This window comes from Pseudomonas sp. MLB6B (assembly GCF_054508135.1).
In genome coordinates, this window is record NZ_CP199313.1 from 1,035,005 (window position 1) to 1,051,882 (window position 16,878).

A 16,878-nucleotide genomic window follows, 5' to 3' on the forward strand; every position below is an offset into this window, starting at 1 on the left:
AGACTCAAGTGCCCGGTCGATATTGCAACGCCTCGCCCAGATGCGGGCGGGCGATGTCCGAAGCCCCATCGAGGTCCGCCAGGGTACGCGCCACCTTGAGCAAGCGATGTGCCGCGCGCAGCGACAGGCTCAAACGTTCACAGGCGTTTTCCAGCCAAACCTGATCGTCGCTGCCCAAAGCGCAATGGGCGTGCAGGCCTTTCATGTCGAGAAAGGCGTTGGCGCGGCCTTGACGCTGCTGTTGCAGATCGCGCACTTCGGCTACCCGCTTGGCGATGTCGGCGCTGCGCTCGCCGCTGGGGGCCTGGCTGAGGACGGTGCTCTCGCGGGCGACGGTGAGGTGCAGGTCGATGCGGTCGAGCAAGGGGCCGGAAAGCTTGTTGCGGTAGCGCTGGACCTGCTCGGTACTGCAACGGCAACGGCCGCTAGGGTCGCCCAGATAGCCGCAGGGGCAAGGGTTCATCGCCGCCACCAACTGGAAGCGCGCCGGGAAACGGGTCTTGTCGCGTGCCCTGGCGACCACGATCTCGCCCGATTCGAGCGGCTCGCGCAACACCTCCAACACGCGCCGTTCGAACTCGGGCAACTCGTCGAGAAACAGCACGCCATGGTGCGCCAGGGTGATTTCGCCGGGCCGTGGCCGGCTACCGCCGCCGACCAGCGCCGGCCCTGAAGCGGAATGGTGCGGATGGCGGAACGGACGCTGTGGCCAGGCATTGAGCGGGCCATGGCCGCTGACTGAACGGATGGCCGCCACCTCCAAGGCCTCCTGCTCGTTGAGGGGCGGCAACAGGCCCGGCAGGCGGCTGGCCAAAAGGGTCTTGCCGGTGCCGGGCGGGCCGGTGAACAACAGGTTGTGCGCCCCGGCCGCCGCTACGGTGAGTGCCCGCTTGGCTGCTACCTGGCCTTGCACGTCGCACAGATCGGGGTAGGGGTGGCTATGCAGGAGCAGACCGTTGGCGGCGTAGGGCGTGAGCGGAGTCCGGCCCGTCAGATGGCCGACCAACTCCAGCAGGTGGCCGACCGCATAGACCGCCAGGCCACTGGCCAGGCTCGCTTCCTCGGCGTTTTCCATGGGCACCACCAGCGCGCGCCCGGCCTCGCGCGCGGCCAGTGCTGCCGGCAGTACGCCCTGCACCGCACGCAACGCGCCCGACAAGGCCAACTCGCCGAGGCATTCGTATTCACCGAGACAATTGGCCGGCACCTGGCCACTGGCGGCGAGAATGCCCAAGGCGATGGCCAGGTCATAGCGACCGCCGTCCTTGGGCAGGTCGGCGGGAGCCAGGCTGAGGGTGATACGCCGGGCCGGGTATTCGAGCTGGGAATTGACGATCGCGCTGCGCACCCGGTCCTTGCTTTCCTTGACCGTCGCTTCCGGCAGACCCACCAAGGTGAGGGTGGGCAAGCCATTGGCCAAGTGGGTTTCGACACTGACGGCAGGCGCCTGGACGCCCACTTGGGCGCGGCTGTGGACGAGGGCTAGGGCCATGGACACTCCGTTGTCGCTGTAGGGAACCGCTTCCTGCGGCAGGGCAAGCATAGGCGGCGGAGCGGTCGCAGGAGGGGAGCAATCGAGACAAGATTTTTCGCATCTGTCCCATGGCCCGATCAAGGCCAGGCTACAGCTCGATCAGGCGTCAGTCCGGCTTTGGCGTAGCGGGTGCGACGGGCGCGAAGCGTGCCTCGAGTTCGGCCACTTGCTGCTCCAACTGCTCGAGACGGGCCCGCGTGCGTGCGAGTACCACCATCTGGCTATCGAATTCTTCGCGACTGACCAGATCCAGTTTGCTGAACGCGCCTTGCATCAGCGCCTTGAACTGGCTTTCGATTTCGCCGCGAGGTTGTGTGGCGTCGCCGTTGAACAGGCGTGAAGCCTGGTCGCTGAGCGCATCGAGAAAGGCTTTGGGCGCGAGCATGATCGAGCTGTCCGTGAAGAGAAGAAGAGGCGCGAGTGTACCATGGCGAATTCCACGGCCCGGGGTGCACCGTTTTTGCGCGCAGGTGCCCTTCACCCTGCACCGCAATTGTGCATGTTCGGCGTCAGTCGCCAGCGGTCCTTTTTGGGTTTCGCGCTGCAATGCTCTCAACTCAAGGGCTTGGTCGATTTGGCAAGGTTTCTGCAATGCCTTCCCACGACAGGCACCGAAGTAGGCCTAACACGACGTCAATCGGTTACTGAGTCGGCAGTGAACAGGACGACGCCATCGACGCGTTACAAAGCCAGGCGCTGCGCTTAGACTTGAGACGGGTTTGTTTTCCTGGGGCAAGTCCATCACATCGGGAGAGAGTTGCATGAAACTAGTCACTGCCATCATCAAGCCGTTCAAGCTGGACGACGTCCGCGAATCGCTGTCGGAAATCGGCGTACAGGGCATCACCGTCACCGAAGTCAAAGGTTTCGGTCGGCAAAAAGGCCACACCGAGTTGTACCGCGGCGCCGAATACGTCGTCGACTTCCTGCCCAAGGTCAAGATCGACGTCGCCATCGACGACAAGGACCTGGACCGGGTCATCGAGGCCATCACCAAAGCGGCCAATACCGGCAAGATCGGCGACGGCAAGATCTTCGTGGTCAATCTGGAACAGGCGATCCGCATCCGTACCGGCGAAACCGATACCGACGCGATCTAACGCCGCAGCACCGCCTCAGCAAACCCCAACGCCCCAGGAGATAACAACATGACTCTGCGTCAGATCGCAGGGCTTGGCGCCCTGTTGCCGCTCGTAATACCCGGCCTCGCCTTGGCCGACGAAACTGCCCCGGTGCTCAACTCCGGCGACACCGCCTGGATGCTCACCGCCACGGCCTTGGTGCTGTTCATGACCATTCCTGGCCTGGCGTTGTTCTATGGCGGCATGGTGCGTTCGAAGAACGTGCTGTCGGTCATGATGCAGTGTTTCGCTATCACCGGCCTGATCAGCCTGCTGTGGGTCGTCTACGGCTACAGCATCGCGTTCGATACGACGGGCATGGAAAAAGGCGTGACCAACCTCAGCTCCTTCGTCGGCGGCCTGTCCAAGGCGTTCCTGAGCGGCGTGACCCCCGCCAGCCTGACTTCGGCCACGGCGCTGTTCCCGGAAGCGGTGTTCATCACCTTCCAGATGACCTTCGCCATCATCACCCCTGCGCTGATCGTCGGCGCGTTCGCCGAGCGCATGAAGTTCTCTGCCATGCTCATCTTCATGGCCATCTGGTTCACCCTCGTTTACGCACCGATCGCGCACATGGTCTGGAGCGGTGACGGTGCGCTGATGTGGGACTGGGGTGTGCTGGACTTCGCCGGCGGTACCGTGGTGCACATCAACGCCGGTATCGCCGGTCTGGTCTGCTGCCTGGTGCTGGGCAAGCGCAAAGGCTACCCCACCACGCCCATGGCGCCGCACAACCTGGGCTATACCCTGATCGGCGCGGCCATGCTGTGGATCGGCTGGTTCGGCTTCAACGCAGGTTCCGCCGCAGCCGCCAACGGCACCGCCGGCATGGCCATGCTGGTCACCCAGATCGCCACTGCCGCTGCGGCGCTGGGCTGGATGTTCGCCGAGTGGATCGGCCACGGCAAACCGAGCGCCCTGGGCATCGCCTCCGGTGTGGTGGCGGGCCTGGTGGCCATTACCCCGGCAGCCGGTACCGTGGGCCCGATGGGCGCACTGGCCATCGGCCTGATCTCGGGTGTGGTGTGCTACTTCTGCGCCACCAGCCTGAAACGCAAGCTGGGCTACGACGACTCCCTCGACGCCTTCGGCGTACACGGTATAGGCGGTATCGTCGGCGCGATTCTGACCGGTGTGTTCGCGGCACCTGCCCTGGGCGGCTTCGGCGCGGTGACCGACATCGCCGCGCAGGTTTGGGTACAGACCAAGGGCGTGCTGTTTACCGTTGCCTACACCGCTGTGGTCACCTACGTGATTCTGAAGGTGCTGGACAAGGTGATGGGGCTGCGGGTCAACGAAGAAGAAGAGGCAGTCGGTCTCGACCTGGCTCAACACAACGAGCGCGGCTACAACCTGTAAGCGCGGCGCCACGAAAAATCAGCCCGGCTTGCCGGGCTTTTTTTTGTCGGAGTGTTCAACAATCCAGGTTGCGCTGCGCCCTGTGCTCCATCGTGGCGGTGCGGTCAAAAAACTTACAAGTCACGGTGCCTTCAGAGCGCTTTGCTTTTTCCACGGGCACGCTAGAATGCGCGCCACAGTGCAGTTTGCGGTCCAAGCGAATGGTGTTTGCCAGTGCGCATCGGGCGTTGAGGCAGATGCTTCGAGGCAGCTCCGAATGTGACTGCGGTACGCATACGTCACCTGAGGCGAGCATAGCCCTTTTGCGAAAAGCCACCGCTCAGCGCCGTGCGCACTACAGGCGCTGCTGACCGGGCAAATCGGGCCGCACTGCGTGGAATTATTTCTGTCGATCGCCGGTCTACGGCGTCAACAGGCGAAAAAACCAACTACATCTGCTTTTCGCAAGTCATGAGGCACATATGAGCGACGACGATCTGGAAAACGACGAACTCGAAGTAGGCGACGAGGACGAGGCTGACGAGGGCCTCGAATCCGCCGCCGAAGATGGCGCGGACGACGCGGCCGGCGACGACAGCCCCGCACCGGCTGCCAAAGGCAAGGCCAAGGCCGTTTCGGTAGAGGAACTGCCTAGCGTCGAAGCCAAACAGAAAGAGCGCGATGCGCTGGCCAAGGCCATGGAGGAGTTTCTTTCCCGTGGCGGCAAGGTGCAGGAAGTCGAGGCCAACGTGGTCGCCGATCCGCCCAAGAAGCCGGACAACAAGTACGGCAGCCGCCCTATCTGAGCCGTGCCGCACCTGAAAAGCCCGCCGTCGCTGCGGGCTTTTTCATGCCTGTCAGGCCCAACGCGCGAGCACGTCTGGCAACTGCGATAGGCGCTGGATCTGTGCATCCGGCGCGACTGACCCTTTCCAAGGCAAGCCCTGTGGGTTGAACCACACCGCCTTGAGCCCGGCGCGCTGCGCCCCGGCGATGTCGTCGCCAGGGTGATCGCCCACGTGCACCGCGCTCGAAGCGGCTACGCCGCTGCGGCGCAGGGCCTCCAGGAAGGGCGCCGGGTCGGGTTTGCCGATGCCGACGTCCTCGGCGCACAGGGCGAAATCGAAATAATCCGCCAGGCCCAGGCGCCGCACATCGGCATTGCCGTTGGTGACCACACCCAAGGTGTAACGCTGGCCGAGCAGCTCCAGCATAGGCTGCACCTCAGGGAAAATCTCCAGTTGGTGCCGTGCGTGCAGGAAGGTTTCGAAACCCTCGGCGGCGAGTGCTTCGGCGGTCTGCTCGTCGTACCCGGCATCGGCCAGGGCATGGAACAGCACCCGCCGCCGCAGCTCGCTGATGCGATGCTTGAGGCCAGGCTCTGCCAGCACCAGCCTGGCGCGCACGTCCTGCAGGTGTTCGACCGGCATTGCCGCCAGCTTGGGCGTGTTGGCCTGCAGCCAGTCGCGCAGGATGACTTCGGCGCTGGCGATCACCGGGGCGGTGTCCCACAAGGTGTCGTCGAGGTCGAAGGTGATCAGCTGGATGCTCATGGGTCTGTGCCTTTCGTGCGTTTGGCCCGGGGGTGGGCGCTGTCGTACACCGAGGCCAGGTGCTGGAAGTCCAGGTGGGTGTAGATCTGCGTGGTGCTGATGTCGGCGTGGCCGAGCATTTCCTGTACGGCGCGCAGGTCCTGGGACGATTCCAGCACATGGCTGGCGAAGGAGTGGCGGAGCATGTGCGGGTGCAAGTGTTGGCCCAGCTCGCGCTCGCCGGCGAGCTTGAGGCGCATCTGAACCGCGCGCGGGCTGAGGCGCCGGCCCTGGCGGGTGATGAACAGCGCGTCGTCCAGCGGGGCACCGAGTCCGCGCAGTTTGAGCCAGATGTGCAGCGCCTCGCGGGCCTTGCGGCCTACCGGCAGGATGCGCGTCTTGTTGCCTTTGCCGAGCACCTGGACCAGACCGTCGCCCAGGTCCAGGTGGGCGCGGTCCAGCTGGATCAGCTCGGACAGGCGCAGGCCGGAGGAATAGAACAGTTCGAGGATCGCCTGGTCGCGGCGGGCGATGAAGGTGTCGTCGACGCCACCGTCGAGCAGTTGCACGGTGCGGTCGGTGTCCAGGGTCTTGGGCAGGCGCCGTTCACCTTTGGGCGGCGACAGGCCGGCGGCGGGGTCGTGCTGGCACAGGCCCTCGCGCACCAGGTAACGGTACAGCCCGCGTATGGCCGACAACAGCCGGGCCAGGCTGGCGGACGACTGCCCGTCGTGGTGCAGCCGTGCCACGAGCTGGCGCACCTGCTGCAACTGCAGGTCGGTCCAGCGTTCGATGCCCTGCTTGGCGCAGTAGTCGAGCACCTTCTGCAAGTCGCGTCGGTAGGCCAGACGGGTGTGTTCCGATACCTGGCGCTCATTGCGCAGGTGCGCGCAATAGGCGTCCAGCTCGGCGTTCATCAGCGCACCGAGCGCAGGGTTTGGGTGAAGCGCGGGATCACGCGGCCCAAGACCTCGGCGATGTGGCTGAGAAACAGCGAGCCGACACTGCTCTTGTAATGCTGAGGGTCGCGGCTGCCGATGGCCAGTACCCCGTGCAGGCCCTGGTGCTCGAGGGTGGCGACGGCGCTGGAGCCGACGTCCTTGCGCTGTTGCTCGCCGAACAGGAACGCCAGTTCATGCTCGCGCAGGTTGCCGCTGACCGGTTTGCCGCTACCCATCAGCGCGCCGATGGCCACCTGCGCTTCGCTGCTGGAAACCCAGCGGCCCACAGGTGTGGCGTGCTCGCTGAACAGGATCAGGCTGACGAAGGGCACCTTGAAGTCCTGGCGCAGGCTGTCTTCGACGGCGATCACCACTTCTTCCAGGCTACCCGCATCGAGCAGGTCGAGGATCAGGCGACGAGTCTTGTCGAACAGCCGGTCGTTGTCGCGGGCGACGTCCATCAACTGCGACAGCCGATGGCGCATCTCGATGTTGCGCTCGCGCAGCAGCTTGAGCTGGCGCTCCACCAGCGACACGCTGTCGCCGCGCTGGTGGGGAATGTGCTGTTCGAGCAGCAGTTCGTCGTGCTCGGCGAAGAACGTCGGGTGTTCGCGCAGGTAGGCGATCACCGCTTCGGTATCGAGGCTCGCGGCCTGGGGTACTGGCTGATCGGTCATGGGCGCTTACTCGGTTAGAGGCGAACCTGTCCTTCATAGACACGCACGGCAGGACCGGTCATGCGCACCGGCAGGCCCGGTCCGGCCCACTCGATGTGCAGGCGTCCGCCGGGCAGGTCGAGGCTTACCGGCGAATCCATCCAACCTTGGCTGATCGCCGCTACGGCGGCGGCGCAGGCGCCCGTACCGCAGGCTTGGGTTTCACCCGCGCCGCGCTCCCAGACCCGCAGGTTGGCATGGTGGCGGTCGACGACCTGGATGAAGCCGGCGTTGACCCGCTGCGGGAATTGCGGGTGATGTTCGATCTTCGGCCCCAGGCTGTGCACCGGCGCGCTGTCGATGTTTTCGACGCGCAGCACCGCATGGGGATTGCCCATCGACAGCGCGGCGATCGGATACGCCTGGCCGTCGATCTCCAGCGGGTAACTCAGCGCTTGGGCCGGTGCCACGAACGGGATGTCGGCCGGCACGAAGCGCGGTGGCCCCATGTCGACGCACACCTGGCCGTCGTGCTGTACGTCGAGCTCGATGATGCCGCTCTTGGTTTCCACACGGATCAGCTTCTTCGCGGTCAGGCGCTTGTCCAGTACGAAGCGGGCGAAGCAGCGCGCACCGTTGCCGCACTGTTCGACTTCGGAGCCATCGGCGTTGAAGATCCGGTAGCGGAAGTCCACTTCAGGATTGCTCGGCGCCTCGACGATCAGCAGCTGGTCGAAGCCGATGCCGGTGTGCCGGTCACCCCATTGCCGGGCATGCTTGGGCTGGATGTGCGCGTGCTGGCTGACCAGGTCGAGGACCATGAAGTCGTTGCCCAGGCCGTGCATCTTGGTGAAACGCAGCAGCATGGGTTCACTCCGGCAGCAGGCTTTCGCCGGCGAACAGTTCGGGGATGGTTTCGCGGCGGCGCACTTCGAAGGCCCGATCACCGTCGACCAGCACTTCGGCGCAGCGGCCACGGGTGTTGTAGTTCGAGCTCATGACGAAACCGTAGGCACCTGCCGAACCCACGGCCAGCAGGTCGCCTTCGGCCAGGGCCAGAGCACGCGACTTGGCGAGGAAGTCGCCGGTTTCGCAGATCGGCCCGACGATGTCGTAGTCGCGGCCCGGCTCGTCGCGCGGGGTGACGGCGCTGACGGCCATCCAGGCCTGGTACAGGGCCGGGCGGATCAGGTCGTTCATCGCTGCGTCGATGATGGCGAAGTCCTTGTGCTCGGTGTGCTTGAGGTATTCCACACGGGTCAGCAGCACGCCGGCGTTGGCCACGATGTAGCGGCCCGGTTCGAACACCAGGGCCAGGTCGCGCCCGCCGACGCGCTCGCGCACCGCTTGGATATAGTCGGCCACCAACGGCGGTTGTTCGTCGCGATAGCGCACGCCGACGCCACCGCCGAGGTCGAGGTGGCGCAGGTGGATGCCGCACTCGCCCAGGCGGTCGATCAGCATCAGCAAGCGGTCGACCGCGTCGAGGAAGGGTTCCAGCGTGGTCAGCTGCGAGCCGATGTGGCAATCGACTCCGACGACTTCCAGGTTCGGCAACTGCGCCGCACGCACGTACAGCGCTTCGGCATCGCTAATGGCGATACCGAACTTGTTTTCCTTGAGGCCGGTGGAAATGTACGGGTGGGTGCCGGCATCGACGTCGGGGTTGACGCGCAGCGACACCGGCGCCTGCTTGCCGAGTTCGGCGGCCACCACTTGCAGGCGCTCGAGCTCGTCGGCCGACTCTACGTTGAAACAGTGCACGCCCACTTCCAGGGCGCGGCGCATGTCGTCGCGGGTCTTGCCGACGCCGGAGAACACCACGCGGTCGGCGCGCCCGCCGGCGGCCAGCACCCGCTCCAGCTCACCGCCGGAAACGATGTCGAAGCCGGCGCCCAATCGTGCCAAGACGTTCAGCACGCCCAGGTTGGAGTTGGCCTTGACCGCGTAGCAGACCAGGTGCGAAGTGCCTTGCAGGGCATCGACGTAGCTGCGGTACTGCGCTTCGATGTGCGCACGCGAATAGACGTAGGTCGGCGTGCCGAAGCGCTCGGCGATGGCCGAAAGCGCCACGTCTTCCGCGAACAGTTGGCCGTTGCGGTAGTTGAAAGCGTCCATGGAAATCCCTTAGTGCTGGTGCGACGTGTGCTTGCCTTGACCGTCCTTGCTGTCGTCAGGCAGGTACAGAGGACCTTTCTGACCGCAGGCCGAAACGAGGCAGGCCACCGCGACCAGCGCCGCGAGGGAGGAAATCAGACGCTTCATGGGCGAAATCCTTTGAAATAAGCAGTATTTGCGCCCGAGTATACCCAGCGCCCGGCACCTTGCCTATGTGAGCGCCCGTCGGCCTGACGGCCTGATCCATGGCGATCGGCGCTATTCTTTGCATTCCTGGCAAAGCGTCCGTATCTTGCCCGGCTTGCACGTCAGCCGCCCTTTCCGAGGTTCCCGCAATGAGTTTGAGCGAAGCACGTTTCCACGATCTGGTCGACGCCACGCAGCAGGCGCTCGAAGACCTGTTCGACGAAAGCGACATGGACCTGGATATGGAAAACTCCGCAGGCGTACTGACCGTGAAGTTCGAAAACGGCAGCCAGCTGATCTTCAGCCGCCAGGAGCCGCTGCGCCAACTGTGGCTGGCCGACCGTTCCGGTGGCTTCCATTTCGATTACGACGAAGAAACCGGCAAGTGGACCTGCGAGAAAAGCGAAGAACTGCTGGGCGAGATGCTCGAGCGCATCGTCTGGGAACGGGCGGGCGAGAAACTGGACTTCTCCGAGATCTGATATGAGCACGCCCGTCCGCCCACCCAAGCCCCTCTACAGCAACGTCAGCCCGGCGGTGAAGTCGCCGTGCATCAGTATCTGCCGGCTCGACGAGCACAAGGTGTGCACTGGCTGCCAGCGGCCGGTGGAGCACATCCGCGAGTGGCGTTCGGCCGACGACGCCCGGCGCCGGGAAATCTGCCGCCAGGCCGAGGCACGCCGTCGAGCCTGAGGTGTGGGCTTGAGTATTCGCCCTGCTGTGTTAGGGTCGGTCGATGCGTCGCCGACGCCACACGCTTCCACAAACCCCGCCCTTGGGCGGGGTTTTGCTTTATTCGCCGGATGCTATTTCCGTTCACAGGAGCCTGACTGGACCATGAGCACCAAGCCTTCCCTCATCCTCACCCGACTGGACGTACAGCGTCTGGAGCAACTCATCGACAGCCTCGACGAATCCGTGCCGGGCGTGCTCGCCCTGCAGGAGGAACTCGACCGCGCCGAGCAGGTAGTGGGGCATGGCGAAGTGCCGAAGGGTGTGGTGACCATGAATTCCCGGGTGCATTGCCAGGAGCAGGGCAGTGGCAAGGACTACCACCTGACCTTGGCCTACCCCAAGGACGCCGGCAAGGAACACCACGTGTCGGTGCTCGCGCCTATCGGTGGGGCGTTGCTGGGGTTGTCGGTGGGCGATGAGATCGACTGGCCCGCTCCCGGCGGCAAGACCCTCAAGCTCAAGTTGCTGGCGGTGGAGTATCAGCCGGAGGCGGCGGGCGATTTCACTTTGTGAGTGGAGGTGAGGCCCGTCACCTCGGGCCTCCTGCAAGCCGGTCAGCTGCCGTGCATCGACTGCGCGCGCAGTCGGCAGGCGTGGATACAGTTGTCGACCAGCCGACTGCGCAGTGTCCAATCGGTATTGATGATGGCGAATTTCTGGATATAGCTTTCCAGGTCTCGAGATTCGAACCACAGGTCGACCTTGTCGCTGAAGTCGTCAGGGGTGAACACCACTTTGTTGTATTTGGCGCATTGGATCGACCAGAGCCTGCCACTGCGATTTTCGTTCGCCGCCTGATCCATGAACGTCTTGAGCGCGTCGGTCGAAGGCGTGTTTTCGCCCATCCACACTTGCTCCACCCCAGGCCAATGCTCACCGCGTTTGGCGTGGTGATAGGCGATGACCACGGTTTTTCCAGGGTGCTCGCGCCATAGTTGGTCCAGCGTGAGGTCATGCAACGCATAGGGGATCACGCGTTGACCCATGCGCTTTTGCAACATGTCCTGTAGCCATGTGTGCTCGCTGTCGCTGAAGTTGTCCAATTCGTGGAAATCGAGGATGACGATTTCCCGTTGGTTGGCGCGGTCCTCGTAGAAGTGGTTGAGCCGGTCGACCACATCGCCAAGCAGCGTGCGCCCCGAGGGATTCATGTGGTAGAGCTTGTAGCGGCCGATTTCGTCCGGCGTGTACTCAGGGTTGGCGCGCACGCGCAGGTCGAGCACCCGAACGCCGTTCTGGATCTGCTCGATACACGGCAGATCCTGGGTCACTTCCTGGGGTACGGTGAAGCCGCCGGCCTTTTTGTCCATTCCCGAGTCATGGCTGCCTGGCAGGATCAATTGGTCGATGCGCAGGCAGCCGATTTCAGGCGAGTCGCCCATCCAGTGTTGGTGATTCATGTAGCGCTCCTCAAGGGTCTATGAAGGCGCCAGGATTGGGCTTTGCGCGTCAAAGGTGCAGCCGGAAGCGGCACACGGGTAGTGGTGCTGCCGGTATAGGTTTGCCAGCGAGACAAGACTTCATTGGAGGTATCGTTCGGTCGCTGGCTTGTCGTGCAGATCGCTATCCGAGCCCTAGGCCGTCCAGCAGCACTTGGATGCGGTACGCGATGGCCTCTGCATGTAGATGACCGAAGCAGCGTACTTTCACCTGCGGCCGCCTCTGGCCCTGGCCGCGCCCCTCGTGCAGCTCGCCCAAGCACCGAACTAGCGCGCCCTCGCCCTCATAGCGCCGAACCAGCACTTCATTCCAACTGTTGAGGGTAAGTTGATCGAGGCTCAGCACCCACTGCTCGAGTGCTCCGGTACTGCTCAGCGCGTCGATGTGCGGGCTCGCGATCGGCACGTGGGAAGCGCGATCTGGATGCAGCGGGTCGCCCCCGACATTGACCAGCAACAGAATCTCGTTCGCCACACTGGGCTGAAGCAGGTCGGTGTCATTGATCGCCGGCAGTGGCAGCGGTAAATGCTGGCGCAGACAGTCCAATACAGCGGACAGCGTCCGCTCGTTCAGATCGCTGGTGCCTGGGTGCAGTACCAGGCGTGTGCTGCTGTCGATCACGCCGTTGCGATGGGCCCAGGTGAGCAGTTCGACCAGCTCGCGGTTGCGTTTGATCGGGGTGATGGCCGGCCATGCATGGGCTGTCAGTTCGCCGGGATACAGCGCCCAACGATGGCTGCCGGAATCCTGTCGGTTGGGCGAATGCACCAAGGTCAGGACGTCTTCGGCCAGATCCGGCGCGATGCCTGGGTTGACGACTTCGATCTTGCCGGCGCGGCGTTCGAAGGCGGCGTACAGGCGGCGCCCCAGGACGTCCAGGTCACGTTGCTCGGCACAACTGTCGGCCGTGCTGTCGCGGGCATAGCGGGCCAGAAAGCGGTATGCGTGGTTCAGCTCCGTCACCAGTTCGCGGCGCGACTGCAGAACCTGGCCGACCTTCCACTGGCTACGGCCGTCGAGCAGCCGTAACGTGCGCTCGTCCCAGCCCCATTGTTCGGTCAGGCGCCGCAGCAGACTGCGCTGCCAGCCGCTGCGGCCCTGTTCGGCGCTGCCGAGCTTCTGGTCGACCTTGAGGTAGAGGCTGCGCCGTACCAGCTCTAGGCGCCGGGTTTCGCCACGTCGCAGCAGGTAGTGCTCGATGCGCCTGTACACCATCACGTAAGGGTCGAGCTCGTCGAGGTCGAGACGATTGGCATGCACCGCGGCCTTGAAATCCAGGCTCAGGCAGCGCAAGGCGGGATGGTCGCTGGCATAGGCTTCGGTCAGGAGCAGTTTGAGCAATGACTTGTACGGCGATTCGAGGCCTTTGTAGAGCTGCCAGAGCCCGGCACCGACGAACTCCTTGGGCGGAATCCACGCCAGGTGGCCCAGGTCGAAATGTTCGTGGGGGTGGATGAAGCGTTTGTCGAGCAGTGTCTGGGTATACGCCTGGTAGCGGTCCTCTTCGGACACCGGCACCAGCCACCACACCGGGGTCTGCCCGGCCAGCCAGATGGCCGTGCGGTAGAACTCGTCGAGCAACAGATAGTGCTGGGTATGGCCGCAATCGTCGGAGCTCAGCGTGCCCGTGCGCTCGCCACGGGCAAAGCCGGCGCTGTCGATCAGAAACAGATGGGCGTCTGCGCCTTGGGTCGCGGCCCAGTCTTCCAGCGCCTGGCATTTGCGCCCCAGCTCGGCCAGCGCGTCGTTATCGAGATCGGCGCGGTGGCACACCCACACGTCCATATCGCTTTGCTCGGCTTGCGCCAGGGTGCCAAGGCTGCCGATCAGGTAAATGCCCAGAAGCGGGCGAGGGGCATCGCCGCGCTGCGGCCTGTATTCGAAGGCGCGGGTCAGGCGCTGGGCCTCGAGCAAGGCGCCGAGGTCCGGCTCGAAGCCGGCGATGCCTGCGGGTGCGGTGCTCGAAACGTAGCCGGGCAACAGGGGATGGTTGATGTGCAGCAGGAGCGGCAGCAGGGTCAGTACCCGCTGCTGGCGGCTCGACAAGCCCTCGCGGGCACGCCATAGGCGTCCCTGACTGAGCTGCAGGAAGCGCGCGCGCAGAGTGGCCAGCACCTTGCGGTCGATGCCTTGGGCAAGGTCTGGGCGAATCTCGTGGCGATGACTCATTGCGCACTCGGCGGCGGGGGCTGCGCGAGTTTAGCCTGAGTGACAGGCGGGAATAAGGGGATGGTGAAAAATTGGCGTCATTTTTACATCGGTACGGGCCAGGCCGCTGTTGCCCGGCTTGGCCCGTTTTGCGCAGTGGCCCTTCAGGCCGGCTGTGCGACGCCCAGGATGGTGAGCAATTGCTGCGCGCTTTGCGCGGCGTCGATCCCCAAGCTGGTCAGGTAACCACCGTCGGGCTGGCTGAGCAGTTGCTTGTCGTGCAGGCGTTGGGCGGCGCCGATCAGATCGGGAGAAGCGTTGCTGTGAACTTTGATGCCTTCTTGAGTGCTATCGAGGTTGAACAGGGCGAGGACTTCGAGTTCAGCGATCAGGTCAGGGGTAAAGGACATGGCGACTCCAGACTTCCGAGGATGGAGAACGGCGCCGCCTGCGGTTGGGCGGCGCCTGAACCTGGAGTGTAGTCAGACTTATTCGTCGTCGCCTTGATCCATCGCAGCGGCCAGCTCCGGGGGCAGCTCGGGCAAAGCGCGCAGGGCCTGCTCGTACCAGGCGGTGTCGAACGGGCGGTCGTCGGCGAGCATGTTCTCGATCTCGAAGGCCAGCACCATGGCCATCAGCATGAGGCTGTCTTCGCGCGGCACACCCACGAGGGTCAATTTGTTCAGCGTGGCCTTGGTCGCCGGCGGTTCACCGCTGGCGATCTGGTTTTCGATGACTTCGATCAGCGCATCCTGTGCGGAGGATGGGTCGTCGTCGTTGTCGAAGTCGTCGGACTGGTTCATGGCAGTGCTCCTGAAAGGTGAAGGCACAGTCTGCCATGCCCGTCCTGGCAATGTCCGCCCATCGACCGCAGGCATGACGCTGGTCAGCGCTGCGGCGGCGGGCTATAAACCCTCGCTCCAACCCCACACGGCCTGGAGGCTGTTCCAATGCTCAAGCTGCATGGTTTTCCGGTAAGCAACTACTACAACATGGTCAAGCTGGCATTGCTGGAGAAGGGCGTGCCCTTCGAGGAAGTGCAGTTCTTTCCTGGGCAGACGTCCCAGGCGCTGTCGGTAAGCCCACGTGGCAAGGTGCCGGCGTTGGAGACCGAGCATGGGCTGCTCAGCGAGACCAGCGCGATCCTCGACTACATCGAACGCACCCAGGGCGGCACGCCGCTGCTGCCGAGCGACCCTTTCGCCCAAGCGAAAGTGCACGAATTGATGAAAGAAGTGGAGCTGTACATCGAGCTGCCGGCACGGACCTGCTACGCCGAGGCGTTCTTCGGCATGCCGGTGGAGCCGCTGGTGAAGGAAAAGGCCCGTAGCGAACTGCTCGCAGGCTTTTCCACGGTCGAGCGCAACGGCAAGTTCGCCCCCTATCTGGCAGGCGGGCAGTTGACCTTGGCCGATGTGATGTTCGCGTTTTCCGTAGACCTTGCGGTCGCGACCGCGAAGAAGGTGCTGAACCTCGACCTGCTGGCCGACTTCCCGAAAATCGCCACCTTGCTCGCCAAGTTGGGCGAGCACCCGCACATGGCGAAGATCCAGGCCGACAAGGACGCCGCCATGCCGGGGTTCCTGGAGATGATGCGCAACAAGAAGTGACGCACCGCGCAAGCGGTGCGAAGGCGGGGGCGTTGGCGCCCCCGGGCTTCAGCGCGCGGCCAACAGCTCGCGGCCACGTGCGGCGGCGGCGCGCACCTGTGCAGGTGCGGTGCCGCCGATGTGGTTCCGGGCGTTGACCGAACCTTCCAGGGTCAACACCGCGAACACGTCCTGCTCGATCTGGTCGCTGAACTGGCGCAGTTCTTCGAGGCTCATCTCGGCCAGGTCCTTGCCGCTGTCGACGCCGTACTTGACCGCGTGGCCGACGATCTCGTGGCAGTCGCGGAACGGCAGGCCGCGGCGCACCAGGTAATCGGCCAGGTCCGTAGCGGTGGAGAAACCGCGCAGTGCCGCCTCGCGCATGATGGCATGGCGCGGCTTGATCGCCGGGATCATGTCGGCGAAGGCGCGCAGCGAGTCGCGCAGGGTGTCGGCGGCGTCGAACAGCGGTTCCTTGTCTTCCTGGTTGTCCTTGTTGTAGGCCAGCGGCTGGCCTTTCATCAGGGTCAACAGGCCGGTCAGGGCGCCGAACACGCGGCCGCTCTTGCCACGCACCAGCTCCGGCACGTCGGGATTCTTCTTCTGCGGCATGATCGAGCTGCCGGTGCAGAAACGGTCGGGCAGTTCGATGAACTGGAATTGCGCGCTGGTCCACAGCACCAGCTCTTCGGAGAAGCGCGACAGGTGCATCATCGCCAGGCTGGCCGCCGCGCAGAATTCGATGGCGAAGTCGCGGTCCGAGACGCCGTCGAGGGAGTTGCCCGACACCGCTTCGAAGCCCAGCAGCGAGCAGGTCAGGTTGCGGTCGATGGGGTAGGTGGTGCCGGCCAGCGCGGCGCTACCCAGCGGCATGCGGTTGGTGCGCTTGCGGCAGTCGACCAGGCGCTCGTAGTCGCGGCTGAGCATTTCGAACCAGGCCAGCAGGTGATGGCCGAAGGTCACAGGTTGAGCGGTTTGCAGATGGGTGAAGCCCGGCATGATGGTGTCGGCTTCGCGCTCGGCCTGTTCCAGCAGGCCCTGCTGCAAGCGGGTGATTTCCGCCAGGATCAAGTCGATTTCGTCACGCAGCCACAGGCGGATGTCGGTGGCGACCTGGTCGTTGCGGCTGCGTCCGGTGTGCAGTTTCTTGCCAGTGATGCCGATGCGATCGGTCAGACGCGCTTCGATGTTCATGTGCACGTCTTCGAGGTCAACGCGCCAGTCGAACGCACCGGCCTCGATTTCGCCCTGGATGGTCTGCAGGCCGTCGACGATGGTGTCGCGTTCGGCGTTGGTCAGCACGCCGACTTGCGCCAGCATGCTGGCGTGGGCGATCGAACCCATGATGTCGTGGCGGTACAGGCGCTTGTCGAAGTCGACCGAGGCGGTGAAACGGGCGACGAAGGCGTCGACCGGCTCGCTGAAGCGGCCGCCCCACGACTGATTGGTCTTGTCGATGGTCATGGATTCACTCATTGCAGGCGTGAAGAAAAGTGCCGCCGATGATATCAGGGGTTATCCAGCCTGTCGCAAGACGCCG

At 64.2% G+C, this 16,878-nt stretch carries 19 protein-coding genes and 1 pseudogene; 7 read left to right on the top strand and 13 right to left on the bottom strand.

The window, feature by feature from the left end; genetic code table 11:
• Window positions 1-4: 4 nt before the first annotated feature.
• Window positions 5-1,492, bottom strand: coding sequence for a YifB family Mg chelatase-like AAA ATPase (locus ACSMEV_RS04355; protein WP_459207398.1), 1,488 nt, complete (start codon window positions 1,490-1,492; stop codon window positions 5-7).
• 148 nt (window positions 1,493-1,640) lie between these two features.
• Window positions 1,641-1,919 carry an accessory factor UbiK family protein gene (locus ACSMEV_RS04360; protein ID WP_459207399.1) on the bottom strand — a complete coding sequence of 93 codons (279 nt, stop codon included), beginning with the start codon at window positions 1,917-1,919 and terminating at the stop codon, window positions 1,641-1,643.
• Between the two features lie 376 nt (window positions 1,920-2,295).
• On the opposite strand from ACSMEV_RS04360, the gene glnK reads away from it, so the two are divergent.
• The 3 genes from glnK (at window position 2,296) to sutA (ending at window position 4,799) form a co-directional block, all read left to right on the top strand.
• Entirely contained in the window at window positions 2,296-2,634 is a 339-nt protein-coding gene (gene glnK / locus ACSMEV_RS04365) for a P-II family nitrogen regulator (protein ID WP_002555808.1), read from the top strand.
• A 48-nt stretch (window positions 2,635-2,682) separates the two neighbouring features.
• Window positions 2,683-4,014 (top strand): ammonium transporter, encoded by a 1,332-nt coding sequence (locus ACSMEV_RS04370; RefSeq protein ID WP_459207400.1) that lies wholly within the window; start codon window positions 2,683-2,685, stop codon window positions 4,012-4,014.
• A gap of 461 nt (window positions 4,015-4,475) precedes the next feature.
• Window positions 4,476-4,799 carry a transcriptional regulator SutA gene (gene sutA / locus ACSMEV_RS04375; RefSeq protein ID WP_459207401.1) on the top strand — a complete coding sequence of 108 codons (324 nt, stop codon included), beginning with the start codon at window positions 4,476-4,478 and terminating at the stop codon, window positions 4,797-4,799.
• Between the two features lie 51 nt (window positions 4,800-4,850).
• Here the strand turns inward: sutA and ACSMEV_RS04380 are convergent, their stop codons facing one another.
• Genes ACSMEV_RS04380 through lptM form a run of 6 tightly spaced genes read right to left on the bottom strand, consistent with a single transcriptional unit; the run spans window position 4,851 to window position 9,387 of the window.
• Window positions 4,851-5,546: an HAD family hydrolase gene (locus tag ACSMEV_RS04380; protein ID WP_459207402.1), complete on the bottom strand. Its 696-nt coding sequence runs from the start codon at window positions 5,544-5,546 to the stop codon at window positions 4,851-4,853.
• A complete protein-coding gene (gene xerC / locus ACSMEV_RS04385) occupies window positions 5,543-6,442 on the bottom strand; it encodes a tyrosine recombinase XerC (RefSeq protein ID WP_459207403.1) in 900 nt (299 codons plus the stop codon). The genes ACSMEV_RS04380 and xerC overlap by 4 nt, the downstream gene beginning before the upstream one ends.
• Entirely contained in the window at window positions 6,442-7,143 is a 702-nt protein-coding gene (locus tag ACSMEV_RS04390) for a DUF484 family protein (RefSeq protein WP_459207404.1), read from the bottom strand. The genes xerC and ACSMEV_RS04390 overlap by 1 nt, the downstream gene beginning before the upstream one ends.
• Window positions 7,144-7,157: 14 nt before the next feature.
• Window positions 7,158-7,988 carry a diaminopimelate epimerase gene (dapF, locus tag ACSMEV_RS04395; protein WP_459207405.1) on the bottom strand — a complete coding sequence of 277 codons (831 nt, stop codon included), beginning with the start codon at window positions 7,986-7,988 and terminating at the stop codon, window positions 7,158-7,160.
• A 4-nt stretch (window positions 7,989-7,992) separates the two neighbouring features.
• On the bottom strand, window positions 7,993-9,240 hold the full coding sequence (lysA, locus tag ACSMEV_RS04400) for a diaminopimelate decarboxylase (protein ID WP_459207406.1): 1,248 nt from the start codon (window positions 9,238-9,240) through the stop codon (window positions 7,993-7,995).
• A 9-nt stretch (window positions 9,241-9,249) separates the two neighbouring features.
• A complete protein-coding gene (gene lptM / locus ACSMEV_RS04405; protein WP_296269168.1) occupies window positions 9,250-9,387 on the bottom strand; it encodes an LPS translocon maturation chaperone LptM in 138 nt (45 codons plus the stop codon).
• Between the two features lie 188 nt (window positions 9,388-9,575).
• On the opposite strand from lptM, the gene cyaY reads away from it, so the two are divergent.
• From cyaY to rnk, 3 genes are all read left to right on the top strand, one after another.
• Window positions 9,576-9,908 (top strand): iron donor protein CyaY, encoded by a 333-nt coding sequence (gene cyaY / locus ACSMEV_RS04410; protein ID WP_314492489.1) that lies wholly within the window; start codon window positions 9,576-9,578, stop codon window positions 9,906-9,908.
• 1 nt (window position 9,909) lies between these two features.
• Window positions 9,910-10,119, top strand: coding sequence for a DUF1289 domain-containing protein (locus ACSMEV_RS04415; protein ID WP_459207407.1), 210 nt, complete (start codon window positions 9,910-9,912; stop codon window positions 10,117-10,119).
• A gap of 144 nt (window positions 10,120-10,263) precedes the next feature.
• The gene (gene rnk, locus ACSMEV_RS04420; protein ID WP_459207408.1) at window positions 10,264-10,674 is read left to right on the top strand and encodes a nucleoside diphosphate kinase regulator; all 411 of its coding nucleotides are present in this window, start codon (window positions 10,264-10,266) and stop codon (window positions 10,672-10,674) included.
• A gap of 41 nt (window positions 10,675-10,715) precedes the next feature.
• On the opposite strand, the gene ACSMEV_RS04425 is transcribed toward rnk, so the two are convergent.
• The 4 genes and pseudogenes from ACSMEV_RS04425 to ACSMEV_RS04440 form a co-directional block, all read right to left on the bottom strand.
• The gene (locus ACSMEV_RS04425; protein ID WP_459207409.1) at window positions 10,716-11,561 is read right to left on the bottom strand and encodes a PI-PLC domain-containing protein; all 846 of its coding nucleotides are present in this window, start codon (window positions 11,559-11,561) and stop codon (window positions 10,716-10,718) included.
• Between the two features lie 169 nt (window positions 11,562-11,730).
• A pseudogene (locus ACSMEV_RS04430) lies at window positions 11,731-13,770 on the bottom strand (class I adenylate cyclase); the annotation flags it as partial.
• 143 nt (window positions 13,771-13,913) lie between these two features.
• Entirely contained in the window at window positions 13,914-14,159 is a 246-nt protein-coding gene (locus ACSMEV_RS04435) for a TIGR02647 family protein (RefSeq protein ID WP_296269163.1), read from the bottom strand.
• A 78-nt stretch (window positions 14,160-14,237) separates the two neighbouring features.
• On the bottom strand, window positions 14,238-14,552 hold the full coding sequence (locus tag ACSMEV_RS04440) for a hypothetical protein (protein ID WP_296269162.1): 315 nt from the start codon (window positions 14,550-14,552) through the stop codon (window positions 14,238-14,240).
• Window positions 14,553-14,699: 147 nt separating this feature from the next.
• On the opposite strand from ACSMEV_RS04440, the gene ACSMEV_RS04445 reads away from it, so the two are divergent.
• On the top strand, window positions 14,700-15,359 hold the full coding sequence (locus ACSMEV_RS04445; protein ID WP_459207410.1) for a glutathione S-transferase family protein: 660 nt from the start codon (window positions 14,700-14,702) through the stop codon (window positions 15,357-15,359).
• Between the two features lie 48 nt (window positions 15,360-15,407).
• Here the strand turns inward: ACSMEV_RS04445 and argH are convergent, their stop codons facing one another.
• Window positions 15,408-16,802 (bottom strand): argininosuccinate lyase, encoded by a 1,395-nt coding sequence (argH, locus tag ACSMEV_RS04450; RefSeq protein WP_459207411.1) that lies wholly within the window; start codon window positions 16,800-16,802, stop codon window positions 15,408-15,410.
• Window positions 16,803-16,878: the final 76 nt, after the last annotated feature.

What these genes read in the sequence shown, in the direction of transcription:
- ACSMEV_RS04380 (WP_459207402.1), bottom strand. Translation starts at nt 5,546, where the DNA reads ATGAGCATCCAGCTGATCACCTTCGACCTCGACGACACCTTGTGGGAC.
- ACSMEV_RS04370 (WP_459207400.1), top strand. Translation starts at nt 2,683, where the DNA reads ATGACTCTGCGTCAGATCGCAGGGCTTGGCGCCCTGTTGCCGCTCGTA.
- ACSMEV_RS04445 (WP_459207410.1), top strand. Translation starts at nt 14,700, where the DNA reads ATGCTCAAGCTGCATGGTTTTCCGGTAAGCAACTACTACAACATGGTC.
- rnk (WP_459207408.1), top strand. Translation starts at nt 10,264, where the DNA reads ATGAGCACCAAGCCTTCCCTCATCCTCACCCGACTGGACGTACAGCGT.
- ACSMEV_RS04440 (WP_296269162.1), bottom strand. Translation starts at nt 14,552, where the DNA reads ATGAACCAGTCCGACGACTTCGACAACGACGACGACCCATCCTCCGCA.
- argH (WP_459207411.1), bottom strand. Translation starts at nt 16,802, where the DNA reads ATGACCATCGACAAGACCAATCAGTCGTGGGGCGGCCGCTTCAGCGAG.
- dapF (WP_459207405.1), bottom strand. Translation starts at nt 7,988, where the DNA reads ATGCTGCTGCGTTTCACCAAGATGCACGGCCTGGGCAACGACTTCATG.
- ACSMEV_RS04355 (WP_459207398.1), bottom strand. Translation starts at nt 1,492, where the DNA reads ATGGCCCTAGCCCTCGTCCACAGCCGCGCCCAAGTGGGCGTCCAGGCG.
- lysA (WP_459207406.1), bottom strand. Translation starts at nt 9,240, where the DNA reads ATGGACGCTTTCAACTACCGCAACGGCCAACTGTTCGCGGAAGACGTG.
- ACSMEV_RS04390 (WP_459207404.1), bottom strand. Translation starts at nt 7,143, where the DNA reads ATGACCGATCAGCCAGTACCCCAGGCCGCGAGCCTCGATACCGAAGCG.
- ACSMEV_RS04435 (WP_296269163.1), bottom strand. Translation starts at nt 14,159, where the DNA reads ATGTCCTTTACCCCTGACCTGATCGCTGAACTCGAAGTCCTCGCCCTG.
- ACSMEV_RS04425 (WP_459207409.1), bottom strand. Translation starts at nt 11,561, where the DNA reads ATGAATCACCAACACTGGATGGGCGACTCGCCTGAAATCGGCTGCCTG.
- cyaY (WP_314492489.1), top strand. Translation starts at nt 9,576, where the DNA reads ATGAGTTTGAGCGAAGCACGTTTCCACGATCTGGTCGACGCCACGCAG.
- ACSMEV_RS04415 (WP_459207407.1), top strand. Translation starts at nt 9,910, where the DNA reads ATGAGCACGCCCGTCCGCCCACCCAAGCCCCTCTACAGCAACGTCAGC.
- ACSMEV_RS04360 (WP_459207399.1), bottom strand. Translation starts at nt 1,919, where the DNA reads ATGCTCGCGCCCAAAGCCTTTCTCGATGCGCTCAGCGACCAGGCTTCA.
- glnK (WP_002555808.1), top strand. Translation starts at nt 2,296, where the DNA reads ATGAAACTAGTCACTGCCATCATCAAGCCGTTCAAGCTGGACGACGTC.
- xerC (WP_459207403.1), bottom strand. Translation starts at nt 6,442, where the DNA reads ATGAACGCCGAGCTGGACGCCTATTGCGCGCACCTGCGCAATGAGCGC.
- sutA (WP_459207401.1), top strand. Translation starts at nt 4,476, where the DNA reads ATGAGCGACGACGATCTGGAAAACGACGAACTCGAAGTAGGCGACGAG.
- lptM (WP_296269168.1), bottom strand. Translation starts at nt 9,387, where the DNA reads ATGAAGCGTCTGATTTCCTCCCTCGCGGCGCTGGTCGCGGTGGCCTGC.